Origin of the sequence: Dickeya undicola, from assembly GCF_000784735.1 — a bacterium.
In the GTDB taxonomy this organism is placed as follows: Bacteria; Pseudomonadota; Gammaproteobacteria; order Enterobacterales; family Enterobacteriaceae; genus Dickeya; species Dickeya undicola.
In genome coordinates this window covers 109,913-133,583 of record NZ_JSYG01000001.1, presented here as the reverse complement: position 1 = coordinate 133,583, position 23,671 = coordinate 109,913, and the positions used below count along the sequence as shown (strand labels likewise).

Below are 23,671 nucleotides of genomic sequence, written 5' to 3'. Positions count from 1 at the left end.
CAGTCAGTGTCGCCTCTCTGACAAAACCGACATAAACCGCGACATTGGTCGCGGTTTTGTTATCGGCTATCGCTGCTATCTTGTTGATCTGCATTTGTTTCTGTGACTGGCATCACATTTGCTCTGACTCTGCTTACTCAGACCATGCAACGCGGGTGAGTGCCGGGCGGCTGGGTGCCCGGTGTTTTCACCCATTCAGTAGGGAGCAGAGCAGATGTGGAACTATTCCGAGAAAGTGAAAGACCATTTTTTTAATCCCCGCAACGCACGAGTGGTGGCGGAGGCTAACGCGGTGGGCGATGTCGGTTCGCTCAGTTGCGGCGATGCCCTGCGACTGATGTTGCGCGTCGATCCGGACAGCGAAACCATCCTCGACGCCGGGTTTCAGACGTTCGGTTGCGGCAGCGCCATCGCGTCGTCTTCGGCGCTGACGGAGCTTATCATCGGCCGCACCCTGCGGGAAGCGGAGCAGGTCACCAACCAACAGATCGCCGACTATCTGGACGGTCTGCCGCCGGAAAAAATGCATTGCTCGGTGATGGGGCAGGAAGCGCTGCGGGTGGCGATCGCCAACTACCGTGGCGAAACGTTGGAGGACGATCACGAGGAAGGGGCGCTGATCTGTAAGTGCTTTGCGGTGGATGAAGGGCAGATTCGCCGCGCGGTGGTGGCCAACGGCCTGACGACGCTACAGGACGTGATCAACTACACCAAAGCGGGCGGCGGGTGCAGCGCCTGTCATGAAAAGATCGAACTGGCGCTGGCGCAGATCCTGAGCGAGCACGAGGCGACACCAGCGGCGACGATGGTAGTGAAGGATGCGCGCTGGCAACAGGTGGCGGAAGCGGTGGCGGAGCTGCGGCCGCACATTCAGGCCGACGGCGGCGATATGTCGCTGGTGAATGTCAGCGAGCGCCAGGTCACGGTCAGCCTGTCCGGCAGTTGCAGCGGTTGCATGATGACCGACATGACGCTGGCCTGGCTGCAACAGAAGCTGGTGGAGCGCACCGGGCAGTATATGGACGTGGTGGCGGCGTAAATGGCCGTCAGGCAGACAGGCATGAGGAAAAAACCATGAACAATGTTTATCCGGACAAAAAAAACGCGCCAGACAAAAAAATCTATCTGGACAACAACGCCACCACCCGGCTTGACCCGATGGTGCTGGAAGCGATGCTGCCGTTTCTGACCGAACACTACGGCAACCCGTCGTCGATTCACGATTTCGGCACGCCGTGCCGCGGCGCGTTGGAACGGGCGCGCCAGCAGGTCGCCAGCCTGCTGGGGGCGCGCTATGACAGCGAGATCCTGTTTACCTCCTGTGCCACCGAAGCGACGTCCACCGCCATTTACTCCGCGGTGAATCTGGCACCGGAACGGCGCGAAATCATCACCACAGCGGTGGAGCATCCGGCTACGCTGGAGGTGTGCGAGCATCTGGCGCGGCAGGGCTATACCATCCACCGGCTGGCAGTGTCGCCGCAGGGCGAACTGGATCTGGCGGAATACCGCCGCTTGCTGAGTGATCGCGTCGCGCTGGTCAGCGTGATGTGGGCCAACAATGAAACCGGGGTGCTGTTCCCGGTGCCGGAGATGGCGGCGCTGGCGCATGAGCACGGCATATTGTTCCACTGCGACGCGGTGCAGGCGGTGGGCAAGATCCCGATCGTGCTCTCCGCTACCGATATTGACATGCTCTCGTGCTCGGCGCACAAGATCCACGGCCCGAAGGGCGTGGGCTGCTTGTATCTGCGTCGCAACACCCGCTTTCGTCCGCTGCTGCGTGGCGGGCATCAGGAGCGCGGCCGTCGTGCCGGTACGGAAAATATCGCCGGTATTGTCGGCATGGGCAGCGCCTGCGAACTGGCGGAGGTGCATTTGCCGATGATGACGGCGGCCGTGGCACCGCTGCGCGACACCTTGCAGCACGAACTGGCCCGCCGCATTCCCAGCGTGATGGTGATGGGCGACGGGCAGCCGCGCACCCCCAATACCCTTAATATGGCGTTCGAATTCATTGAAGGGGAAGCGATCCTGTTGCTGATGAACCATGTCGGCATCGCTGCGTCCAGCGGCAGCGCCTGCACCTCTGGCTCGCTGGAGCCGTCGCATGTGATGCGGGCGATGGACATTCCCTATACCGCCGCCCACGGCAGTATCCGTTTCTCGCTGTCGCGCTATACCCGCGAAAAAGAGATCGACTATGTGATTGAACAACTGCCGCCGATTATTGCCCGGCTGAGAACGCTGTCGCCTTACTGGCAGCAGGACAAACCGGCGGCGCTGGCCGGGACGGCGTTCGCGCCGACCTACGGTTAAGGAGCGCCAACGATGGAGCAGGTGATCATCAACGACACCACGCTGCGCGACGGCGAACAGAGCCCCGGTGTGGCATTTCGCGCCAGCGAAAAGCTGGCGATTGCCGAAGCGCTGGCGGAGGCGGGGGTGCCAGCGCTGGAGGTCGGTACGCCAGCGATGGGGCTGGAAGAGCGCTCACGTATGGCGCTGGTCAGACGGCGGCTGCCGGGCATCGTGATGATGGCCTGGTGCCGGATGAACGAGGACGAAATCCGTCAGAGCGCCGATCTGGGTATGGACTGGGTGGATATTTCGGTGCCGTCGTCCGACAGGCTGCGGCAGCAGAAACTGCGCCAGCCGCTGTCTGTGCTGCTGCCCCGGCTGGCGGCGTTGATTACGCTGGCGCGTCAGTGCGGTCTGCGGGTGAGCATCGGGTGTGAAGACGCCTCGCGGGCCAGCGACGATGTGTTGCGCCAACTGGCGCAAACGGCGCAGGCCGCAGGTGCGGAGCGGCTGCGTTTCGCCGATACGCTGGGGGTGCTGGATCCGTTCACCACCTATGACCGGATTCAAGCGCTGCGCCAGTGCTGGCCCGGCGAGATCGAGATGCACGCCCATAACGATCTGGGGCTGGCGACCGCCAACACGCTGGCGGCGGTCCGGGCGGGAGCTACCCACGTCAACACCACGGTATTGGGGCTAGGCGAACGGGCGGGCAACGCGGCGCTGGAATCCGTGGCGCTGGGGTTGCAGCGCTGCCTCGGGCGCTCAAGCGGCATCCGCTTCATGCAGTTGCCGTCGCTGTGCCATCTGGTGGCGAACGCCGCGCAGCGCGCCATTGATGTGCAGCAACCGCTGGTAGGGGAGCAGGTGTTCACCCATGAGTCCGGGGTGCATGTGGCGGCGCTGCTGCACGATCGGGACAGTTATCAGGGTATCGATCCGCACCTGATGGGGCGGGAGTTCCGGCTGGTGCTGGGCAAGCACTCCGGCCGCCAGGCGGTGGGTGGCGTGTTCGCCCGTCTGGGCTATGGGCTGGATGCACAGCAGATTGACGCGTTGCTCGACGCGGTGCGGGTGTTCGCGGAAAGCGGGAAACGTAATCCGCGGGATAGCGAATTGCGCCAGATCTATCAGGATCTGTTTGGCGACGATCAGGCGTTGCGCTGCCAGGGGGGATAAGCCGATGGAGTGGTTCTACCGTTTGCCGGGAGTACAGGCGTTACAGGGCGTCGACGCTTTTTTTGCCTTTTTTGAGGTGCCATACGACGCCGAACGATTGAACCGCTGTCAGGTGCCGGTGCTGCGCGAGTTTCACCGTCGGCTGATGACGGCAGTGCCGCTGCGCAACGCGCTGGACGATGTGCCGAACGCTGACTGGCAGTTAGCGCGGCGGCTGCTGGCGGAGAGCTATCAACACTGGGTGAATGGAGGCCGCGATGATGCCGAGGTTTGAATGTGGCGACGCCGTGCGGGTGGTGCGCGCGCTGCGCAACGACGGCACGTTCGTCGGGCGGGCGCGCGGCGAACTGTTGGTGCGGCGCGGCAGTGTCGGGTATGTGCGCGAGTGGGGGGTATTCCTTCAGGATCAGATAGTCTATCAGGTGCATTTTCTCGATCGGGATCGGGTGGTCGGCTGCCGCGAGTCAGAATTGATCGACGCGGAGCAGCCCTGGCTGGCGGGCGATTTTCAGTATGGCGATCGGGTGTGCAGCGCGCAGCCGCTGGCGATCAATGGCGATATTGTCGTGACGATGGGCCAACAAGGCGAGGTGCTGGCGACAGCGCAAGGCGAACGGGGAGACAACTGCATCGTACTGTTCGGCGAGCGGCAGTTTCAGGTGCCGATATCGGCGTTGCATAGTCTGGAGGTGGACGAATGACGCCACCGGCCTGGCAGCGCTTCAGCCGCCTGCGGCTGGCGCAGACCCGTTGGCATTGTCTGCCGGAGCAACTGCCTGAGCCGGATCGGCCGCGCTTTGAGCGCCAGTTGCTGCGTCAGTTGGCGCTGGAGCACGCGGTGGTGACGGCGGCCCGTCGACAATCACTGGTGGCGACAGGCGCACAGTTGCAACAGGTGGCGCAGCAACTAGCAGAGGAACTGACCCGCACTGGCTTTTCCGCCGACGAGCAGCAGGACATCGTGTGGCATCACGCCTTGATGGAACTGCAACTGGCGAGCGTTGGCGCACAGGCTGATGAGCCTCAACCGGCTGAAATTCTGGATTGGTATCGACAACACGCCGGGCGTTTTTGTCGCCCGGAACAGCGCTTGACCCGCCACCTGTTGTTGACCATTGATGATAATCGCCCGGCCGTCGGGCAGCAGATGGCTGAACTGTTGCGTCAGTTGCGCGCCGACCCGGCGCGCTTCGCGTCGCTGGCGCAGCGCCATTCTCACTGCCCGACTGCGCTGGACGGCGGGCTGATGGGCTGGGTCAGCCGGGGCCTGTTGTTTCCGGCGCTGGACCGCTGCCTGTTTGCGCTGACGGCGGGAGCGTTAAGCGAGCCGGTGGAAACCGAACTGGGCCTGCATCTGTTGCGCTGCGAGGCGATTCGCCCTGCCGCGCCGCTGCCGGAAGCGGAGGCGCTGGCTAAAGCGGCCGATTACCTGCGGGCGCAGCGTCAGCGTCAGCACCAGCGCCAATGGTTGCAGACGTTGTAGAAGACCGCTGACAAACCCTTATTGGTTGCGGTTCGTGAGGTTTACGGCGTAAAGAACTGTGCTGAGGCTGGCGACTTCGCCGGGTGAGCGACAGGACGTCGCGAAAGCCCGTGCCGCGTCGGGAGCGCGTCACGGGCGGCCCGAACAGCGAAGGCGAACGCCGAAGGGACCGCGAAGCGGCACAGTTTAGCCCCCAAGCCAGTGGTCAAGGAGAGGCGGCGTTTGAGTCTCTCCTTGTCGTGCGTGCGATGATGTTGCAAAGGAACAACCGTCTTTATCACGCACGAAACTTCTCACTGCTCTTGCATAAATTCGTCAGCAACAAAACAACACGGCTGTTTTTCAACAGCCTCACACTGTTGCCGTGCTGACGGCATAACGCCGCTCATGCTCCAGCAGCCACTGCTTGGTCGCCAGCCCGCCTGCGTAACCGGTCAGCGCGCCGGAGGTGGCGATCACCCGGTGGCAGGGCACGATGATGGATATCTGGTTTTTGGACGACGCCATGCCTACCGCCCGCGACCCGTTGGGATTACCGAGCGCGACGGCGATTTGCTGGTAAGTTCGGGTAACGCCGTAGTTGATGTCCAGCAGCCGGGTGTAGACCTGCTGGCGGAACGGCGTGGCGTCCTGATGCAGCGGCAAGTCGAAGGTGGTGCGCTGACCGGCGAAATATGCCTGCAACTGCTGGCAGCAGGCTTGCGTGACGGCATCCGGCTGGGTGGTTTTTTGCTCATTGCTGAACAGCACGCTGGTCACGTAGCCGTTTGCCGCGGTGACGTCGGCGTAGCGCCAGGGAAAGCTGTCTGGGCAGTCCAGTTGTTGCGTCGTCATTTTCACACGATTCTCCTCCACAGGATGTTTTTTCACCACATGTTGCATGTTTACAGCGTGTTCCACAGATGAAGGGTCAGATAGCTCTTCCACGGTGCCGCGCGCTGCGGGTCGATCTCTCCCAACTGACGCAAGGCGTTGCGGATACCCAGATCGCCGCCCAGCCAGATATCGGGATCGTTGAGCGATCGCAGTTTCAGATAATCGAGCGTCCAGCGGCCGATGCCTTTCACTTCGGTGAGTCGATCGATGTCGCTGATGTCGTGGCGGCAGAACCAGTCAGCGATATTCACCAGCGTGGCTTTTTTCGACTGCATGGTGCGCAGTTGGCCGACAACCTCTGGCGTAATGCGGTCCGGCGTTGGAAAGTAATGCTGGCTGTCTTCCTCGATGGCGCAGAGCGACACCAGTTGGTTTAGCAGCGTTGTCGCGGCACCGACGCTCACCTGTTGCCCGCAAACGGCGCGGATGGCGGCTTCAAATGGCGAGAACACGCCGGGAATGCGGATGCCGGAGGTGATTGGCAATGTCGGATAAGCCTGACGCAACTGATCCTCGATCGCGTCGATATTGACGTTAAGATCGAACATGTTGCGGATCCGCTCCAGCAACTGAGACAACAGCGCCAGGCGGCTTAGCGCGATCGTCACGTCAAACCCGGCGGTCGCCGGACGTATCTGAAACGATCCCTTCTCGCCGTTGAGGATAAAGCGGCGGCCGTAAGTCGCGCCGTCGATCCACTCCACGCCGTCGATCAACCGCCGGGACTGAAAAGCCAGAAAATAATCCCAGTGGTAGCGGCCGCCTACCGGGAGGCGCAGCCTGATGTGTTCCGCCTTATCCCGGCTGCCCGATGGCGACAACATCATCCGTTTGGGCGTGGTTTTCAGGTACTTGTCGATAAGCTGATAAAACCCGCTCAGGCCGTTAAACCCGCACGAGGCGGCGATGTCGGTAATGCTGAGGTTGGAACTCTGGAACAGCTTCTTGGCGAAAAAAATCTTCGCGATGTTCTGGTATTCCTTCACCGAACAGCCGTAATGCTCGCGGAACAGCCGGTTCAGGTAGCGACTGGAGAGATGGTGAGCCGCGGCAATCTGCTCCACCTTCGACAACAGATGTTCGCCGCTGTCGATGGCGGCGGCGATGCGCACCGGCAGTTGTTGCTTGCGGTCCAGTTCGGCGAAACGCGGCGCGTATTCCGGCTTGCAGCGCAGGCAGGGGCGAAAACCGGCCTGAATCGCCTCGGTGCGGGTGCGGTAGTAAACGACGTTTTTCTCCAGCGGCAACGGTGCCGGGCAGATGGGGCGGCAGAAGATACCGGTGGATTTGACGGCGACGAAAAAGGTGCCGTCAAAACGCGGATCGCGGCTGATTCTTGCCTGTTGCCATATGGTCAGCACGGTATCGTTCATGTGGTTCTCCCCTGAATTCCGGCTTTCAGTAAACCGCAAAAGCGTTCCCCAATCTTCCGCGTTTCGGAACAGGATAATGGTCTTGGTGATGAAATGTGATGTTTGTCACAAAAAAAGTAAAGATGGATATTTTTGATTTTAAAAATCAAATGATTAGTGGTTTTTGGAGCAGGATATCCCCGACCTTTTCTCCGAAGCGCGGGAAAGGCCGGGTGGGTATTGGGCGGGGAACCGAATGCGCGTTACAGAATAGCGGACTTGATTTGCGCCAGCCAACTGTCGAGGCGTTGTTCCGTCAGGTCGTGCTGATTGTCCTGATCCAACACCAGGCCGACAAAGCGGTCTTCCTGCAATGCGGCGGACGCATTGAATTCGTAGCCGTCGCTCGGCCAGTCGCCCACCACGCGCGCGCCCAGGTCGGTCATCACGTCGTAGAGCGGTTTCAGGCCGCTGGCGAAATTGTCCGGGTAGCCCTGCTGATCCCCCAGCCCGAACAGCGCGACGATTTTGCCTTTCAGGTCGGTGCCAGCCAGTTCATCGGCGAATTCCAGCCAGGACGGCGCTTCGCAACCGGCCTCGATACCGGGCAACTGCCCGTCGCCTAGCGTCGGGGTGCCCAGCAGCAGTACCGGGTAGGACAGAAATGTCTCCAGCGAGGTGCGGTTGATGTTGACCGGCGCGTCCGCCGCTTCGCCCAGTTTCTGATGAATCAGTTTGGCGATCTTGCGGGTTTTGCCGGTATCGGTGCCAAAGAAAATGCCAATGTTCGCCATAGCGGTGCTCCTGATTACGTGATGAAAAGAAAATGCAGGACGATGAAGTGAAGCAGCCCGCCCGGAAGCTGACGTAAGGCTGTTCATTCATGCTGTGAGTCCTGCTGCGAACCCTGTGGTTACACATACGGTTTTGCGAATCCCATGCCAGTTTTGGCTAACGGGCCACATGGATTTTTCTGCACATTGATGGCGCAAGAGCGCACTTTTTTTGTGCTTTTTTTGTACGAGTGATATGGCTTTTCCCTTGATAAAGGTACACGGCAACGGGGTTTGGTGGTTTTTGGTGGAAAAACAGGGATCCGGATCAATGTTTAGTTGGCTTAATCAATAAAGGGTGCATTGTTTGCATGGTTATTCTCCGTTATTCGCCAGCCGGACGGGGTGTCGCAGCCTGCGACAAATTGTCGACAAGCCGACATCCCCGCCGCCAAACCGTAAGGGAGTCACCCCATGTCCATGCATTTGATGGCGGAGTCTTTTCCGCTGGGCGAGATCGCCAGCCATTTGTCCCGGCAGCATCCGTCGCTGTTTTCGACGGTGGTGGAACAGTCGTCGGTGGCGATCTCCCTGACTGACCCGCACGCCCATATTGTGTACACCAACCCGGCGTTTTGCCGCCTGACCGGTTACAGCCTGCCACAGCTGCTCGGGCAGAATCACCGCATTCTCGCCAGCCAGCAGACCCCGACCGAGGTGTATCAGACACTGTGGCAGACGTTGTTGCAGGGGCGCGCCTGGCGCGGTCAGCTGATTAATCGCCGCCGTGACGGCAGCCTGTATCTGGCGGAAATCGACATCACGCCGATTTTCAATTCCCATGGCGAGGTGGAACACTACCTCGGTATGCACAAGGACATCAGTGCCGGTTATGCGCTGGAACAGCGGCTGCGCAACCACATGACCATGATCACCGCGGTGCTGAACAATATCCCGGCGGCAGTGGTAGTCGTGGACGAGCAGGATCGGGTGATCATGGATAACCTGGCCTACAAGACGCTGTGCGCCGACTGCGGCGGCCGCGAGCTGCTGGCGGTGCTGGATTACCCGGCCAATAAGGCGGCATTGCAGCAGGGAACGGCGCTGCCGGTCACCATTCGCGGCGCGGTACGCTGGCTGACGCTCGGCTACTGGGCGCTGCCAGGCGTCAATGAGGAAGCCAGCCGCTATTTCACCGACACCGCGCTGCCGCGCACGCTGATCGTCATCAGCGACTGCACCGAACAGCAACAGCAGCAACAGCAGGGGCGGCTCGATCGTCTCAAACAACAGATGACCAACGGCAAGCTGCTGGCGGCGATCCGCGAGTCGCTGGATGCGGCGCTGATTCAGCTCAATTGCCCGATCAACATGCTGGCGGCCGCCCGTCGGCTCAACGGTGCGGACCGCAGCAACGTGGCGCTGGAATCCGCCTGGCGCGAAGGCGAAGAGGCGGTGGCGCGGTTGCAGGCCTGCCGCCCGTCGCTGGATTTTGAACCGGCGGCGGACTGGCCGCTCGGCGTGCTGGCCGAGGATCTGGCCGCGTTGTATCACACCCGTTTTACCGACGGTGACCAGCTACGTTGCGAGCTGGATACGCCGCAACTGACCGGGTTCGGGCAGCGCACCCAGATTCTGGCCTGCCTTAGCCTGTGGCTGGACCGTACGCTGGCGCTGGCGGGAGAAATCCGGCCTTTCGCACTTTCGGTGCATCTGTTCGCCCGTCAGGACGGCGATTGGCTGTCACTGTATCTGGAAGACAATGTACCGCTGGATCAGGTGCGCTACGTCAGCACCCAGACCGCGCTCACCACGCCGGGCAAGGGGATGGAATTGCGTTTAATCCAGACGCTGGTGGCGCATCATCAGGGGGCGATAGACCTGACGTCCCGCCCAGGTGGCGGCACCTGTCTGGTCCTGCGCTTTCCTTTATCTGCTTCACTTATAGAACCTTCTGCTTCACTCACAGAACCTTCCGCTCCATTAACCAGACTCCCCACTTCACTGACAGGAGGCTCAAAATGACACAGGCACCCGATACGGGGAACGTCGTATGGCGTTTTGATTTGTCTCAGCAGTTTACGGCGGTGCAGCGCATTAGCGCGGCGCTGAGCCGGGCCACCGACATCGGGCAGGCGTTACAGGCGGTGTTGCGGGTGCTGCATGATGATGCCTTCATGCAGCACGGCATGATTTGCCTGTATGACCCGCAGCGCGGCGGGCTGAGAGTGGAAGCGCTGTACTGCGAGGATCAGCGGGTCCTGTCCAGCAGCAGCCAGGTGTGTTACCGGTCGGGCGAAGGTCTGGTGGGTACGGTGATGACCCAGCGTCAGCCGCTGGCGCTGCCGCGCGTGGCGGACGATCAGCGTTTTCTCGACCGGCTTAATCTGTATGACTACGAGCTGCCGTTTATCGGCGTGCCGTTGTTGGGTATCGAACAACAGCCGATCGGCGTGCTGGCGGCCCAGCCGATGGCGCGTTACGAGGAACGCCTACCGGCCAGCACCCGTTTTCTGGAAACGGTGGCCAGCCTGGTAGTGCAGACGGTACGGCTGATGCGCGCCCCCCGGCGCGACGGCGAGTCACCGTCGGCGGCGAGCCGACCGGCCGCCTGTAAAGCGCCACGACCGTTCGGTTTTGACAACATGGTGGGGAAAAGCGCGGCGATGCGCCAGACGATGGAGATCATCCGGCAGGTGTCGCGCTGGGACACTACGGTGTTGGTGCGCGGCGAGAGCGGCACCGGTAAAGAGCTGGTGGCGAACGCCATCCACTACAATTCGCCACGCGCGGCGGCACCGTTTGTGAAATTCAACTGTGCTGCGCTGCCGGATAACCTGCTGGAAAGCGAACTGTTCGGCCATGAAAAAGGCGCTTTCACCGGTGCGGTGCGTCAGCGTAAAGGGCGCTTTGAACTGGCGGACGGCGGCACGCTGTTTCTGGATGAAATTGGCGAGAGCAGCGCCTCGTTTCAGGCCAAGCTGCTGCGTATTTTGCAGGAAGGGGAGATGGAGCGGGTGGGGGGCGACGAAACCCTGCGCGTCAATGTACGGATTATCGCCGCCACCAACCGTCATCTGGAGGAGGAGGTGCGTGCCGGTCATTTCCGCGAAGATCTCTACTACCGGCTGAACGTGATGCCGGTGTCGCTGCCGCCACTGCGGGAACGGCAGGAGGATATCGTCGAGCTGGCGCACTTTCTGGTGAAGAAGATCGCCGCGCATCAGGGCCGGGCGTTGCGCATCAGCGACGGTGCCATCCGCCTGCTGATGGGGTACAGCTGGCCGGGTAATGTGCGCGAGCTGGAAAATTGTCTGGAACGGGCGGCGGTGATGACCGACACCGGGTTGATCGACCGCGATGTTATCCTGTTTAACCACCACGACGCGGCACCGATGACGAACAAACCGACGCCGCCTGCCGCCGCCGAAGAGGGCTGGCTCGATCAAAATCTGGATGAACGCCAGCGGCTGATCGCCGCATTGGAGAAAACCGGTTGGGTACAGGCCAAGGCGGCGCGGCTGTTGGGGATGACGCCGCGGCAGGTGGCCTATCGCATCCAGATTATGGACATCAATATGCACCGTTTGTAACTGGTCGGCGGGATTGTGGTATGTGGCACATTGTCGGCCGAATGCCGCAATCCCGACAAACCGCTTCGGCAGTTTTTCTTATTATCACGTTGTTTTTTAAATGATAATTTTTTTGGCTATGCGGTATGGCGCTTGCACTCTCCGGATATGATTCCATCCTTTGATAGGCCATAACCATGACATCCTGCCCTTCCGCATCCGGCTGTCGTTCCGACCAGACCGACCGTTTTACCCCTTTGCAAGCCAGCAAAGTGGCGCATCACCCCTGTTACTCGGTGAGCGGGCACCATCACTACGCCCGTATGCATCTGGCGGTGGCACCCGCCTGTAACCTGCAATGCCATTACTGCAACCGCAAGTACGATTGCAGCAACGAATCCCGCCCCGGCGTGGTGTCCGAACTGCTGACGCCGGAGCAGGCGGTGGCAAAAGCGCATCAGGTAGCGGCGGCGATTCCCCAACTGTCGGTGGTCGGCATCGCCGGACCGGGTGACCCGCTGGCGAATCTCGCCCGCACCTTTCGCACCCTGACGCTGCTGCGCGAGCAGTTGCCGGATCTCAAGCTATGCCTGTCCACCAACGGCCTGATGCTGCCGGAGGCGGTGGATCGGCTGCTGGATGTCGGCGTCGATCACGTCACGGTGACGGTCAACGCGCTCGATCCGGATATCGCGGCGCGGATCTACGCCTGGCTGTGGCTGGACGGCGATCGCTATACCGGGCGCGAGGCGGGGGCGATCCTGCTGGAGCGCCAGCAGGAGGGGATCCGGCGGCTGACGGAGAACGGCGTGTTGGTGAAGATCAACTCGGTGCTGATCCCCGGCATCAACGATCGGCATTTGTTTGAAGTCAGCCAGCAGGCACGGCGCTGGGGGGCGTTTTTGCACAACATCATGCCGCTGATCGCCCGGCCGGAGCACGGCACGGTATTCGGCCTCAACGGTCAGCCGGAACCGGACGCCGAGGCGCTGGCGGCGGCGCGGACGCAGTGCGGCGCAGCGATGCCGCAAATGGCGCACTGCCAGCAGTGCCGGGCCGACGCTATCGGCATGTTGGGCGAAGACCGCAGCCAGCAGTTTCGGCTGTCGTCGCTGCCTGCCGAGCCGCAGCCTTACCTGCCGGTACTGCACCAGCGCGCGCAGGTGCACGCCAGTATCGCCTCGCGCGGCGAGTCCGAGGAGCCGGACGCCTGTCTGGTGGCGGTGGCGTCGTCCGGCGGCGAGGTGATCGACTGCCATTTCGGCCATGCCGATCGCTTTCAAATCTACAGCCTGTCGGCCGCGGGAGTGGTGCTGGTCAACGAGCGTTTTGCGCCCAAATACTGCCGCGGCGATGATGACTGCGAACCGGCCGACAGCGAAGATCGCATGGCGGCGATACTGGCGTTGCTGGCGGACGTGGAGGCGGTGTTCTGCGCTCGCATCGGTTACGCGCCGTGGCAGAAGCTGGAACAGCAGGGTATCCAGCCCTGTGTGGAAGGTGCCTGGCAGAATATCGCCGAGGTGCTGGGTCGCTGGTGGCGGCAACGTCAGCAAGCGCAACCCGTCGGGGAACGTGCGCAGGGAGCGGCCTGATGGCTGGGGCGGAGTATTGGCTGCGGCGGCTGCTGGCGTTGCATGACGCCGACGTGGCCTGCTTCCCCCGGCAAATGGGGCTGGATGACGCCGCCTGGCTGGCGCTGCGACAGCGGCTGAACGAGCCCGCGCCGGAGGAGAACGCTGCGCGGGATCAACGCCAGTCGCTGATGAGCGAACTGCAACACACCCGGCGGGAAGAACGGGCGCAACTGGCCGACTGGCTGTACGGCTATCTGGCGGCGGGCGGTGCGCCGATGCATCAGATCATCGCCAGCGCCTCGCTGGGCTTCAATCACCTGTGGCAGGATCTGGGGCTGGATTCCCGCGCCGAGCTGCGTCTGCTGATGAGCGACTGCTTCCCGGAACTGGTGGCGCTGAACCACCAAAATATGCGCTGGAAAAAATTCTTCTATCGTCAGCGTTGCCTGCATCAGGACGGCGAACTGGTGTGCCGCTCCCCCAGTTGCGACGACTGCTGTGAATGGGCGCTGTGTTTTGCGCCTGAATAACTGCTTTGCGCCTGAATAATTTCATCCGACGACGCCCTGCAATGAGGCGTAAATGATGCATTTATACTACGACTGGTCCTGCGGATGGTTTCCTACCGTTTCCACTTTTATTCTCTTTCGTTACTCCCCCGCTGCGTTTGAAAATATATTTATTTTAAATATCTTTCTTATCATTTTCGAGCTGCCGATTAAATAAAAAGGCAAAACAGCCGATATAGCAGGCGTATCCATTAAAAGGATAAGGGTGTTAACTAGAAATAATACTGAATCACCAGGTATAAAACTAAAAATCAGCTTAATTGATTTGAGAGGTGTTAAATGAGTTTTATTCGTAATATTAGAGTCAGGATGATGATGCTGGCAATCCTGATCATCTTTACCCTGTTATGGGGGGGCGTGTCGATTTTTTCACTGTATTCGCTCAATAGCCTGACCGGGGAGATTGGTCTAACCAATGTACAGCAAGTTAACGGCGATATTATCAATGGTGCCAGTGACCGTTACTATAAAGTTAAATTGACCATGGATGCCGCGATTGCCGCTGCTGGTGAAAACAATAGTGATAGCGCCCGCGCATTGCTGAATGAGGCTTCCGGGGATGTGGATTTTCTAAAAGGTGGGCTGGCGCAGTTCAAGGTGACCGACCACGCTAATATCAGCAGCAAGTCGATTGATGATATTTACAACAGCTCTTACCAGCTGTTCAGTGAAGCCATTGTACCGATGCTGGATGCGGCCAAACAAAATAATCGTGATGCTTATGAGAAACTGGCGAACTCAAAATATAACGCGTTGCGGGTTAAATTCACTACCGCCATCAACGAATATAATCAGATTATTAAAAATCTGAAAACAGAAGCACAGACCCGCATTTCAGCCTGGGTGTACTGGTGTAAAGTGACGCTGGTCATCGCCATGATTGTCGGGTTGTGTGTGGTGATATTAACCGACCGCTATCTTGCTATTCAGATGGGTCGCCCGCTGGAAAAAGTGAAAGCGCATTTGCAGATCCTGTCGAACGGGCAACTGGATTCGACCATCGGTGAGATGGGGCGCAATGAGATTGGGCAGTTAATTCCGTTTGTCCACACCATGCAGAATAACTGGATCAAGACGGTGACCGATATTCGTCACAGTGCCAACGAAATTTATCATGGCAGCAGCGAGATTGCCGCCGGTAACAGCGATTTATCCTCTCGCACTGAGGAGCAGGCTGCTGCCCTGAGTGAAACCGCCGCCAGTATGGAACAGTTGAGCGCGGTGGTGAAACAGAACGCGGATAACGCCCACCAGGCCAGTTCGCTGGCGTTGGATGCCTCAAAAGCGGCTAACAACGGTGGCGACGTGGTGAAAGCAGTAAGCCACAGTATGCAGAACATTACCCACAGTTCGCAGAAAATCGTCGATATCATCAATGTGATCGACGGTATCGCCTTCCAGACCAATATTCTGGCACTGAATGCGGCGGTGGAAGCGGCGCGCGCCGGAGAAGCTGGTCGCGGCTTCGCGGTGGTCGCAAGCGAGGTCAGAAACCTGGCCCAGCGCAGCGCTCAGGCGGCCAAAGAAATCAAAACTTTGATCGATGAGTCGGTAGATAACGTCAAGAATGGCTACGAGCAAGTGTCGCTGGCGAGCAAGTCGATGGAGGATATCCTGAAGTCGGTGACCAATGTGACGGATATTATGGGGGAGATCGCTTCGGCATCCAGCGAGCAGAGCAAAGGAATTTCCCAGGTGGGAACGGCTATCACGCAGATGGACAGTGTGACGCAGCAGAATGCGGCGCTGGTTGAACAGTCTTCGGCAACCTCATCTTCGCTGGAAGAACAGGCGCATCAACTGAACGAGATTGTCTCGGTATTCAAACTGCCGGGCGTGGCCGACACAAGAGCGGCGCGCCGGGAACTCAAACCGGCCGGGAAAGTTGCCGCGCTGGCGAACCTGAGCCCGGCACCCCGGCAGGGGAAAGGCGGCGACGACTGGACGTCGTTCTAAATACAGAACGATGCGGCACAGGCGCATCAGTTTATTCGCGGCGGTAAAGCACGTTCGTTGTGTTTAACCGCCTGGTGCGGCTATTCGTGGCAGTATTGACGGAATAGCCGCGCCAACTGAGCGCCCATCGGCGACAGCATGGTGTCCTTACGCTGAATCAGGTAGAAGGTGGCTTTGGGCAGCGGCTGGTCCAGTTCCAGCACCCGCAGGCGTTCGCCGAGGATCGGGTCGCGGATGACATCCCGCGACAGGATGCTGACGAAGTCGGTTTTGGCAACCAGACTGACGCTGGACATCAGTGTTTCACAGGTGACGCTGACCCTGGGCGTGACCGGCAGTGTGGCGAACAGGTCAAACAGCTGTTTGTAGTAGCTGCCTCGCGGGGTGGGCATGGTCCACTCGTAGTCCAGTAAATCCTCCAGCGAATGCGCCCGTTGAATGGGGTGATCACGCCGCACTACCACGCAGTATTCCTTTTCCATCAGTTTTTCATATAACAGTTCGTTATCATAGGATGAGCCGGAGTAGGTATTGACGGTGAAATCCAGCTCTCCCTGCCGCAGTTCATGGATCATCGCCACCAGCTGTCCTTCGGTGATACGCAGTTTGACCTGCGGATAAAGCCGGTGAAAGCGGTTGACCACCTCTGGCATCACCGTGTGGGCGATGCTGGCCCCCACACCGATGTTGACCCGGCCACTAGCCTGCCCAAGCCGCTGTTGAATATCTTCGCGAGCCACGCGCAACTCTTCCATGATCAGGCTGGCATGGCGGAAATAGGCTTCGCCGCAGTCGGTCAGCGCCATCCCCTGACGGTGGCGCAGAAACAGGCGTGCGCCCAGGCAGGCTTCCAGCTCCTGAATGGATTTGGTCAGTGCCGGTTGTGACAGATTTAGTTGCCGCGACGCGGCCCGAATACTGCCGTGGCGCGCCACTTCGACGAATGATTGCAACTGATGCAGCTTTACGTTCTGAGCCATTTCGTTCTCTGAATCGCCATTCTGGTGATAACTCTGATTTATCACGCCAAAGATCCTGACATCTTATTCACATTGGTGGGTTTGTGTACATTTTTTTCAATTATGTGACAGCCCGTTGCGCGGGCGTCGTCAGTCAGGACACTACCTAGAGAAAACAGGCTTATGCACTTAGACGCGCTTTATTCAGATTTGTCACAACGTGTGGAACACCTCATTCCATGGCTGCGAGAAACACGCCGTGATTTGCATAAATATGCGGAATCCGGCTGGCTGGAGTTCCGCACCGCCACACGGGTCGCCGACGCGCTACACCAATTGGGTTATTCGCTTAAGCTTGGGCGGGAAGTGATCAGCAGCGATGCCCGCATGGGGTTGCCGTCGGACGAGGTATTACAGGTGCAGGAACAACGGGCGCTGGCGCAAGGCGCGTTACCGCAATGGTTGCCCTATTTCTCCGGCGGTTTTACCGGCATCGTGGCGACGCTGGATACCGGACGCCCTGGGCCGGTCATCGGCTATCGCGTTGATATGGACGCGCTCGATCTTAACGAACAACTGGCGGACGATCACCGCCCGTTCCGCGATGGGTTCGCGTCTTGCAACGCTGGCATGATGCACGCCTGCGGTCATGACGGCCACACCACCATCGGGTTAGGGTTGGCACAGGTGTTAATGGCGATGCGTGAGCACCTGTGCGGCACTATCAAGATTCTGTTTCAGCCTGCGGAAGAAGGCACCCGCGGCGGGAAGTCCATGGCGGAAGCGGGCGTGGTGGACGATGTGGACTATTTCACCGCCATTCATATCGGCACTGGCATTCCGAACGGGCATCTGGTGTGCGGCAACGACACCTTCATGGCGACCACTAAGCTGGATGTCACCTACCGCGGCGTGGCGTCTCACGCGGGGGGGCGTCCGGAAGAGGGCCGCAATGCGCTGTTGGCGGCAGCACAAGCCACGCTCGGGCTTCATGCTATTCCACGCCACAGCGGCGGCAGCTCGCGTATCAACGTCGGCGTGTTGCAGGCTGGAACCGGGCGCAATGTCGTGCCGTCGCACGCCATGATGAAAGTGGAAACCCGTGGTGCCACCAATGAAGTCAATGAATTTATCTACCAGCAGGCGCTGAAGGTGATTGAGGGCGCGGCGGTTATGCACGGCGTTGAAGTCGATATGGCGTTGATGGGGGCGGCGCAGTGCAGCCAGCCCAGCCCGGAATGGGTGGCATTTATTCACCGTCAGGCGGAGCAGGTGCAGGAGCTGACCCATATCATCGACCGCAAAGACGGCGCGGCCGGTTCTGAAGACGCCACCTACCTGATGGAGCGGGTAAAAGCGCATGGTGGTCTGGCGTCTTACGCGGTGTTTGGCACCGAGCTTAGCGCCGGGCATCACAACGAGAAGTTCGATTTTGACGAAGACGTGATGGCGGTGGCGGTGAAAACGCTGGCGTTGCTGGCGCTCAATATCCGCGAGTTTGGGGGCTGATGATGACACAGGCGATTGTCGGGTTCATCAACGAGGCGCTGGATGGCCGTGCACCACAACTGGCTGCCATCGCGGATGATATTTGGGATCACCCAGAAACCCGCTTTACCGAGCATTACTCTGCTGAACGGCTAGCCAGTGCGTTGGAAGCGGAGGGGTTTTGCGTGCAGCGCGGCATCGCGGATATTGATACCGCATTCGTCGCCAGTTTTGGCCGTGGTCAGCCGGTGATAGCTCTGCTGGGCGAGTTCGACGCGCTGGCTGGGTTGAGCCAGCAGGCCGGTTGCGCTGCGCCATCGCCGCTAGCCGCGGGTGGTAATGGACACGGCTGCGGCCACAACCTGCTCGGCACCGCTGGGTTGGGTGGCGTGCTGGCGGTGAAGGCCTGGCTGGAGCAGCATCCACAGTCAGGCACCATTCGTTTTTATGGCTGCCCCGGTGAGGAGGGCGGTTCCGGCAAAACCTTCATGGCGCGCGAAGGCGTGTTTGATGACGTGGATGCGGCGCTGACCTGGCATCCGGAAACCTTCAGCGGCATGTTTTGTACCCCGACGCTGGCCAACATTCAGGCCGCTTTTCGTTTCAAAGGCGTGGCGGCGCACGCGGCGGCTGCGCCGCATCTGGGGCGCAGCGCGCTGGATGCGGTCACGTTGATGAACACCGGCGCTAATTTCCTGCGCGAACACATCATTCCCGACGCACGGCTGCATTACGCCGTGACTGACACCGGCGGCCATTCGCCCAATGTAGTGCAGGCAGACGCCGAAGTGCTGTATCTGGTGCGCGCGCCGCAGATCGATCAGGCGCAGGCCATCTACGAGCGGGTAGTGAATATCGCCCGCGGCGCGGCGCTGATGACCGACACCACCCTGACGGTGCGCTTTGACAAAGCCTGTTCCAACTATGTGCCGAACCGGACGCTGGAACAGGCGATGTATGGCTTTGTCACGGCGTTTGGCGTGCCGACGTACAGCGCACAGGAGCAGGAGTACGCCGCTGAGATAGCCCGGACGCTGAGCGCCGAGGATATCGCCAGCAGTCTGGCGACCATTGTCCGCACCGGCGGCGCGGACGGCCAGGCGTTCAGCCACACGCTGAAAGGCCAGGTGCTGACCTCGCAGGTTGCGCCCTATGCGCCGACCGAATCGTTGCTTTCCGGTTCCACCGATGTGGGGGATGTCAGTTGGCTGGTGCCGACCGCTCAGTGCTTTAGCCCCTGCTACGCGCTCGGCACGCCGCTGCATACCTGGCAGGCGGTGGCACAGGGCCGCACTTCGCTGGCACACAAGGGCATGGTACTGGCAGCGAAGGTGATGTCCGCCACCGCGCTGGCGCTGTTGACCGATAGCGCGTTGCTGCAAGCCAGTCAGCAGGAGTGGCGGCAGCAACGGCAGGAAACGCCGTACCGTTGTCCGATCCCGGCCGGTATCCAGCCATCGCCGTTGCAAGGCTAATGCTCCCGGTTTGTTGACCGTAGTCCGGCAATCGTTTGCTGCCGTTGCGCCGTTCCCGCAACCGCCGCAAACGTCGGAGAAACCGAGCAGGGGAGGGTCGCTATTACCCGACGGCAGGGTTTGGGGGCGAGTCAACGATGTGTTCAGAGAGATACACGTGAATCACCGCCCGATACCTGACCGTGTTTTACCTATAAATCACAACAAAACAACCACATAAGAATTCAGTACAGAGGGGAAAACCATGAGTGTGACCGCGGAAAACCGCCAGCCGCCGCCGAGCGGGCTATTTCAGTGGGTAGAGCGGGTGGGAAATAAAATCCCCAATCCGTTTCTGCTGTTTGTATACCTGATTGCTGCGCTGATGGTAGCCAGCGCGCTATTTTCCTGGTTTGGTATTACCGCCACCAACCCAGCTAACGGTGACGTCGTGCGGGTGAAAAACCTGCTCAGCGTAGAAGGGCTGCAATGGATGTTGCCCAACATCATCAGGAATTTCAGCGCCTTTACCCCGCTAGGTGCCATTCTGGCACTGGTGCTGGGAGCCGGGCTGGCGGAGCGCGTTGGCCTGCTACAAACGTTGATGTACAAGATGGCCTCGCGCGTCAGCGCCCGTTACGCCAGCTACATGGTGCTGTTTATTGCGTTTTTTAGCCACATCTCGTCGGATGCCGCGCTGGTGGTGATGCCGCCGCTGGGGGCGCTGATTTTTCTGGCGGTCGGCCGTCATCCGGTGGCCGGTCTGTTGGCGGCGATCGCTGGCGTCGGTTCCGGTTTTACCGCCAACCTGCTGATCGTCACCACCGATGTGTTGTTGTCCGGGTTGAGTACCGAATCGGCCAAGGTCATCAATCCGGCGGTACATGTCAGCGTGATTGATAACTGGTTTTTCATGGCCGCGTCGGTGGTTGTGCTGACCATTACCGGGGCGTTGCTGACGGACAAATTCATCGAGCCGCGTCTGCCGCCTTATCAGGGCGAGCGTAACGAACATCTGTCCCAACTGACGCCGGAACAACAGCGCGGCCTGCGCGCCAGTGGTATCGCCGCGCTGGTGTTCATCGCTATCGTCGCGTTGCTGGTGGTGCCGGAATGGGGGCCGCTGCGCGATCCGGTCAAGCATACCGTGATGCCGTCGCCGTTTATTCAGGGCATCGTGCCGTTGATCATTGCGTTTTTCTTTGTGGTGTCGATTCCTTACGGCATGGTGACCGGCCAAATCAAATCCCAGAACGATCTGCCGCAGTTGATGGTCGACCCGATGAAGGGCATGGCCGGTTTCATCGTCATGGTGTTTCCGTTGTCGCAGTTCGTGGCGTTTTTCAACTGGAGCAACATGGGCAAGTTTATCGCCATCGGGCTGACCGACGTGCTGGAGGCGCTGGGGATGACCGGGATACCAGCGTTTGTCGGGCTGATCTTCCTGTCGGCGTTTCTGTGCATGTTTATCGCCAGCGGGTCGGCCATCTGGTCGATTCTGGCACCGATTTTCGTGCCGATGTTCATGTTGCTGGGCTTTCATCCGGCCTTTGCCCAGATCGTATTTCGGGTAGCGGACTCGTCAGTGATCCCGCTGGCACCGGTGTCGCCGTTCGTTCCGCTCTTCCTCGGCTTTCTACAGCGCTATAACAAAGAGGCGCGGCTGGGCACCTATTACTCGCTGGTGCTGCCGTATCCGCTGGTGTTTTTTACTGTCTGGCTGGCGTTGTTGCTGGTGTGGTATCTGCTGGGCCTGCCGATCGGGCCGGGTGTTTACCCGCATTTATAATCGCCACGGCATAACGTTGGCTGTAACCGGAGTTGGCTGTAACCAATGTTGGCTGTCACCATATCTGACGGTAAACCGGTGGTGTTATCCACCGGTTTTCTTTTTTATCAATACATTAGGTTTTTTTCTTCAGGTCTTTGTCATTTTTTAATCTAAATCGTTTGCTATTTAATTTTGAGCGATGTAGAGTGGCGTCCATGAACAGAAAAGATACCGACACCAAACCGACACTGAGTGATGACGCCCTCCGGCTGGACGGCCAACTCTGCTTTGCGCTCTACTCGGCGAATCTGGCGATGAACAAGTTGTATCGCCGCTTGCTGACTGAGCTGAACCTCACCTATCCCCAATATTTGGTGATGCTGGTGTTATGGGAGCGCGACGGGGTAACGGTATCTGAACTGGGTGAACGTCTGTTCCTGGACTCCGCCACCCTGACGCCGCTGCTCAAGCGCCTGCAAACCGCAGGGCTGGTGACGCGCCGCCGCGGTACTGAAGACGAACGTCAGGTGTTGATTGAACTGACCGATGACGGTCGTGAATTGCAGAATAAGGCGAAAGCGGTGCCGGAAGGCGTGTTCTGCGCGGCGGAATGCAATATCGAGCAGTTACGCGCCATCAAAACGGATCTGGAAACGCTGCGTGCCAGCCTCATCAGACATATTTGATGATGGATAGGGCGTGTGTTTGTTGACGATGTTTTTTTATATCCAATTAAGTAGTGTGCGATTTAATTTTTGACGATTTAAATTGCTCAATCAATCCACTCAAAACGATCGACTCAAAAGGAGTTACACCATGTCTATTGAAAACGTTCTCTATGTTGCTCATGCCCAGGCTAACGGCGGTCGTGACGGACGTGCCGTCTCTTCCGACCAGCAACTGGATGTCAAACTGACTACCCCGCGTGAGCTGGGTGGCGCAGGTGGTGAAGGCACCAATCCGGAGCAACTGTTTGCCGCCGGTTACTCTGCCTGTTTCCTGGGGGCGCTGAAGTTCGTCGGTGCGCGCGACAAAGTATCGATTCCGGCGGCGACCACCATCAATGGCAGCGTGGGGATCGGCGCGATTCCGAACGGTTTCGGTATCGAAGTTGAACTGAAAATCTCTCTGCCGGGTCTGGACCGTGCGGTAGCGGAAGATCTGGTACAGAAAGCGCACATCGTTTGCCCGTATTCCAACGCCACGCGCGGCAATATCGATGTAACACTGACCGTTATCTGAGTCAGTGCGAAGTAAGTGTAAATAAATAAAAAATAAATTCTTTTTCGCTTAGCACCAGGGTAATTCATCATGAGAAAGTATCTTGTCGCGGCCTTGCTGGCCGCTATAACAGGCCATGCCGCCGCTGCGGATAACAACGCGCCGTATGCCGAACGTCATGTACGGGCGTTTCTGGACAAACTAAACGCGGGCGGTGGCAAGCCGATTGAACAGCTGTCGCCGGCGGAAGCACGCGAGGTGTTGGTGGCCGCACAAGCAGGCGCAAAGCTACCGGCGGCTGACGTCACCCAAAAAACCATTACTGTCGATGGTCAGAAAATACCGCTGATTATCGTGAAACCGGCGGGCAGCACGGGTGTGCTGCCAGTGTTCATGTTCTTCCACGGCGGCGGCTGGATTCTGGGGGATTACCAGACGCATGAGCGTTTCGTGCGGGATCTGGTGGTACAGTCCGGTGCGGCGGCGGTGTTCGTCGATTATTCGCCATCGCCGGAAGTGCATTATCCGGTGGCGATTCGTCAGGCGTATGCCGCGACCCGCTGGGTGGCAGAGCATGGTAAAGACATTGGCGTTGATGGTTCTCGCCTGGCGCTGGCGGGCAACAGCGTGGGCGGCAACATGGTGGCGGCAGTGGCGCAGCAGGCCAAACAGGCGGGTACGCCGCGTATTCGTTATCAGGTGCTGTTCTGGCCGGTGACCGACGCCAATTTTAACACGGCGTCTTACCAGCAGTTCCAGAATGGCTACTTCCTGAGCCGCAACATGATGGAATGGTTCTGGGACGCCTACACCACCGACAGCAAGCAGCGCCGTGATATTCTTGCCTCGCCGCTGCAGGCGACCCGCGAACAACTGACCGGTTTGCCGCCTGCGCTGATTCAAACCGCTGAACTGGACGTGCTGCGCGACGAAGGCGAAGCCTACGGCCGTAAGCTGGACGCTGCCGGGGTGGATGTGACCGTCACACGCTATAACGGCATGATCCATGACTTCGGTCTGCTCAATGCGCTGAGCGATGTACCGGCCACCCGTGCCGCGCTGTTACAGGCGTCCACCGAACTGCGTGAACGACTGAAATAACCCTCTCTCCCCCGGCGTCTGCCGGGGAATCGGGACACA

The 23,671-nt window shown here is 59.5% G+C and carries 21 protein-coding genes; 17 read left to right on the top strand and 4 right to left on the bottom strand.

The window, feature by feature from the left end; all coding sequences use genetic code 11:
- Window positions 1-214 precede the first annotated feature (214 nt).
- From nifU to nifM, 6 genes are read left to right on the top strand one after another with little or no spacing between them, the layout of a single operon-like run.
- On the top strand, window positions 215-1,039 hold the full coding sequence (gene nifU, locus OB87_RS00570) for a Fe-S cluster assembly protein NifU (protein WP_033567502.1): 825 nt from the start codon (window positions 215-217) through the stop codon (window positions 1,037-1,039).
- Window positions 1,040-1,074: 35 nt separating this feature from the next.
- Entirely contained in the window at window positions 1,075-2,319 is a 1,245-nt protein-coding gene (nifS, locus tag OB87_RS00565; protein ID WP_050515593.1) for a cysteine desulfurase NifS, read from the top strand.
- 12 nt (window positions 2,320-2,331) lie between these two features.
- A complete protein-coding gene (nifV, locus tag OB87_RS00560) occupies window positions 2,332-3,480 on the top strand; it encodes a homocitrate synthase (protein ID WP_033567501.1) in 1,149 nt (382 codons plus the stop codon).
- 4 nt (window positions 3,481-3,484) lie between these two features.
- Window positions 3,485-3,754, top strand: coding sequence for a nitrogenase-stabilizing/protective protein NifW (locus tag OB87_RS00555; RefSeq protein WP_033567500.1), 270 nt, complete (start codon window positions 3,485-3,487; stop codon window positions 3,752-3,754).
- Window positions 3,738-4,181 carry a nitrogen fixation protein NifZ gene (locus OB87_RS00550; RefSeq protein WP_033567499.1) on the top strand — a complete coding sequence of 148 codons (444 nt, stop codon included), beginning with the start codon at window positions 3,738-3,740 and terminating at the stop codon, window positions 4,179-4,181. Before OB87_RS00555 ends, OB87_RS00550 begins: the two co-directional genes overlap by 17 nt.
- Window positions 4,178-4,963 (top strand): nitrogen fixation protein NifM, encoded by a 786-nt coding sequence (gene nifM, locus OB87_RS00545; RefSeq protein ID WP_033567498.1) that lies wholly within the window; start codon window positions 4,178-4,180, stop codon window positions 4,961-4,963. Before OB87_RS00550 ends, nifM begins: the two co-directional genes overlap by 4 nt.
- A 351-nt stretch (window positions 4,964-5,314) precedes the next feature.
- Here nifM and OB87_RS00540 read toward each other — a convergent pair whose 3' ends face one another.
- From OB87_RS00540 to OB87_RS00530, 3 genes are all read right to left on the bottom strand, one after another.
- Window positions 5,315-5,797, bottom strand: a complete 483-nt coding sequence (locus tag OB87_RS00540) for a methylated-DNA--[protein]-cysteine S-methyltransferase (protein WP_033567514.1) — start codon at window positions 5,795-5,797, stop codon at window positions 5,315-5,317.
- Between the two features lie 50 nt (window positions 5,798-5,847).
- Window positions 5,848-7,212, bottom strand: coding sequence for a DNA-3-methyladenine glycosylase 2 family protein (locus OB87_RS00535; protein ID WP_033567497.1), 1,365 nt, complete (start codon window positions 7,210-7,212; stop codon window positions 5,848-5,850).
- Window positions 7,213-7,454: 242 nt separating this feature from the next.
- Window positions 7,455-7,985 (bottom strand): flavodoxin, encoded by a 531-nt coding sequence (locus tag OB87_RS00530; protein ID WP_033567496.1) that lies wholly within the window; start codon window positions 7,983-7,985, stop codon window positions 7,455-7,457.
- 453 nt (window positions 7,986-8,438) lie between these two features.
- Here OB87_RS00530 and nifL point away from each other — a divergent pair, with 453 nt between their 5' ends.
- The 5 genes from nifL to OB87_RS00505 all read left to right on the top strand — a co-directional run bounded on the left by nifL (window position 8,439) and on the right by OB87_RS00505 (window position 15,638).
- Window positions 8,439-9,989, top strand: a complete 1,551-nt coding sequence (gene nifL / locus OB87_RS00525; RefSeq protein ID WP_033567495.1) for a nitrogen fixation negative regulator NifL — start codon at window positions 8,439-8,441, stop codon at window positions 9,987-9,989.
- Window positions 9,986-11,557: a nif-specific transcriptional activator NifA gene (gene nifA / locus OB87_RS00520; protein WP_033567494.1), complete on the top strand. Its 1,572-nt coding sequence runs from the start codon at window positions 9,986-9,988 to the stop codon at window positions 11,555-11,557. The genes nifL and nifA overlap by 4 nt, the downstream gene beginning before the upstream one ends.
- A gap of 176 nt (window positions 11,558-11,733) precedes the next feature.
- Complete coding sequence (gene nifB / locus OB87_RS00515; protein ID WP_033567493.1) at window positions 11,734-13,131, top strand: nitrogenase cofactor biosynthesis protein NifB; 1,398 nt, start codon at window positions 11,734-11,736, stop codon at window positions 13,129-13,131.
- On the top strand, window positions 13,131-13,643 hold the full coding sequence (locus tag OB87_RS00510) for a nitrogen fixation protein NifQ (RefSeq protein WP_033567492.1): 513 nt from the start codon (window positions 13,131-13,133) through the stop codon (window positions 13,641-13,643). Before nifB ends, OB87_RS00510 begins: the two co-directional genes overlap by 1 nt.
- Window positions 13,644-13,961: 318 nt before the next feature.
- Window positions 13,962-15,638 (top strand): methyl-accepting chemotaxis protein, encoded by a 1,677-nt coding sequence (locus tag OB87_RS00505; RefSeq protein WP_033567491.1) that lies wholly within the window; start codon window positions 13,962-13,964, stop codon window positions 15,636-15,638.
- 80 nt (window positions 15,639-15,718) lie between these two features.
- On the opposite strand, the gene OB87_RS00500 is transcribed toward OB87_RS00505, so the two are convergent.
- Complete coding sequence (locus OB87_RS00500; protein WP_033567513.1) at window positions 15,719-16,618, bottom strand: LysR family transcriptional regulator; 900 nt, start codon at window positions 16,616-16,618, stop codon at window positions 15,719-15,721.
- A 162-nt stretch (window positions 16,619-16,780) separates the two neighbouring features.
- Here OB87_RS00500 and OB87_RS00495 point away from each other — a divergent pair, with 162 nt between their 5' ends.
- From OB87_RS00495 to OB87_RS00470, 6 genes are all read left to right on the top strand, one after another.
- A complete protein-coding gene (locus OB87_RS00495) occupies window positions 16,781-18,106 on the top strand; it encodes a M20 family metallo-hydrolase (protein ID WP_033567490.1) in 1,326 nt (441 codons plus the stop codon).
- The gene (locus OB87_RS00490; RefSeq protein ID WP_033567489.1) at window positions 18,106-19,560 is read left to right on the top strand and encodes a M20 family metallopeptidase; all 1,455 of its coding nucleotides are present in this window, start codon (window positions 18,106-18,108) and stop codon (window positions 19,558-19,560) included. Before OB87_RS00495 ends, OB87_RS00490 begins: the two co-directional genes overlap by 1 nt.
- A 244-nt stretch (window positions 19,561-19,804) precedes the next feature.
- Window positions 19,805-21,328: a p-aminobenzoyl-glutamate transporter gene (gene abgT, locus OB87_RS00485; protein ID WP_033567488.1), complete on the top strand. Its 1,524-nt coding sequence runs from the start codon at window positions 19,805-19,807 to the stop codon at window positions 21,326-21,328.
- A 197-nt stretch (window positions 21,329-21,525) separates the two neighbouring features.
- The gene (locus tag OB87_RS00480) at window positions 21,526-21,996 is read left to right on the top strand and encodes a MarR family winged helix-turn-helix transcriptional regulator (protein WP_033567487.1); all 471 of its coding nucleotides are present in this window, start codon (window positions 21,526-21,528) and stop codon (window positions 21,994-21,996) included.
- 130 nt (window positions 21,997-22,126) lie between these two features.
- The gene (locus OB87_RS00475) at window positions 22,127-22,552 is read left to right on the top strand and encodes an organic hydroperoxide resistance protein (protein ID WP_033567486.1); all 426 of its coding nucleotides are present in this window, start codon (window positions 22,127-22,129) and stop codon (window positions 22,550-22,552) included.
- A gap of 69 nt (window positions 22,553-22,621) precedes the next feature.
- Window positions 22,622-23,632, top strand: coding sequence for an alpha/beta hydrolase (locus tag OB87_RS00470; RefSeq protein ID WP_033567485.1), 1,011 nt, complete (start codon window positions 22,622-22,624; stop codon window positions 23,630-23,632).
- Window positions 23,633-23,671 lie beyond the last annotated feature (39 nt).

Excerpts from the sequence above, each read along its gene's own strand:
- nifV (WP_033567501.1), top strand. The coding sequence starts at position 2,332 with ATGGAGCAGGTGATCATCAACGACACCACGCTGCGCGACGGCGAACAG.
- OB87_RS00500 (WP_033567513.1), bottom strand. The coding sequence starts at position 16,618 with ATGGCTCAGAACGTAAAGCTGCATCAGTTGCAATCATTCGTCGAAGTG.
- OB87_RS00505 (WP_033567491.1), top strand. The coding sequence starts at position 13,962 with ATGAGTTTTATTCGTAATATTAGAGTCAGGATGATGATGCTGGCAATC.
- OB87_RS00530 (WP_033567496.1), bottom strand. The coding sequence starts at position 7,985 with ATGGCGAACATTGGCATTTTCTTTGGCACCGATACCGGCAAAACCCGC.
- OB87_RS00510 (WP_033567492.1), top strand. The coding sequence starts at position 13,131 with ATGGCTGGGGCGGAGTATTGGCTGCGGCGGCTGCTGGCGTTGCATGAC.
- nifS (WP_050515593.1), top strand. The coding sequence starts at position 1,075 with ATGAACAATGTTTATCCGGACAAAAAAAACGCGCCAGACAAAAAAATC.
- OB87_RS00475 (WP_033567486.1), top strand. The coding sequence starts at position 22,127 with ATGTCTATTGAAAACGTTCTCTATGTTGCTCATGCCCAGGCTAACGGC.
- OB87_RS00470 (WP_033567485.1), top strand. The coding sequence starts at position 22,622 with ATGAGAAAGTATCTTGTCGCGGCCTTGCTGGCCGCTATAACAGGCCAT.
- OB87_RS00555 (WP_033567500.1), top strand. The coding sequence starts at position 3,485 with ATGGAGTGGTTCTACCGTTTGCCGGGAGTACAGGCGTTACAGGGCGTC.
- nifU (WP_033567502.1), top strand. The coding sequence starts at position 215 with ATGTGGAACTATTCCGAGAAAGTGAAAGACCATTTTTTTAATCCCCGC.
- nifL (WP_033567495.1), top strand. The coding sequence starts at position 8,439 with ATGTCCATGCATTTGATGGCGGAGTCTTTTCCGCTGGGCGAGATCGCC.
- nifM (WP_033567498.1), top strand. The coding sequence starts at position 4,178 with ATGACGCCACCGGCCTGGCAGCGCTTCAGCCGCCTGCGGCTGGCGCAG.
- OB87_RS00490 (WP_033567489.1), top strand. The coding sequence starts at position 18,106 with ATGATGACACAGGCGATTGTCGGGTTCATCAACGAGGCGCTGGATGGC.
- nifB (WP_033567493.1), top strand. The coding sequence starts at position 11,734 with ATGACATCCTGCCCTTCCGCATCCGGCTGTCGTTCCGACCAGACCGAC.
- OB87_RS00550 (WP_033567499.1), top strand. The coding sequence starts at position 3,738 with ATGATGCCGAGGTTTGAATGTGGCGACGCCGTGCGGGTGGTGCGCGCG.
- nifA (WP_033567494.1), top strand. The coding sequence starts at position 9,986 with ATGACACAGGCACCCGATACGGGGAACGTCGTATGGCGTTTTGATTTG.
- OB87_RS00480 (WP_033567487.1), top strand. The coding sequence starts at position 21,526 with ATGAACAGAAAAGATACCGACACCAAACCGACACTGAGTGATGACGCC.
- OB87_RS00495 (WP_033567490.1), top strand. The coding sequence starts at position 16,781 with ATGCACTTAGACGCGCTTTATTCAGATTTGTCACAACGTGTGGAACAC.
- OB87_RS00540 (WP_033567514.1), bottom strand. The coding sequence starts at position 5,797 with ATGACGACGCAACAACTGGACTGCCCAGACAGCTTTCCCTGGCGCTAC.
- abgT (WP_033567488.1), top strand. The coding sequence starts at position 19,805 with ATGAGTGTGACCGCGGAAAACCGCCAGCCGCCGCCGAGCGGGCTATTT.
- OB87_RS00535 (WP_033567497.1), bottom strand. The coding sequence starts at position 7,212 with ATGAACGATACCGTGCTGACCATATGGCAACAGGCAAGAATCAGCCGC.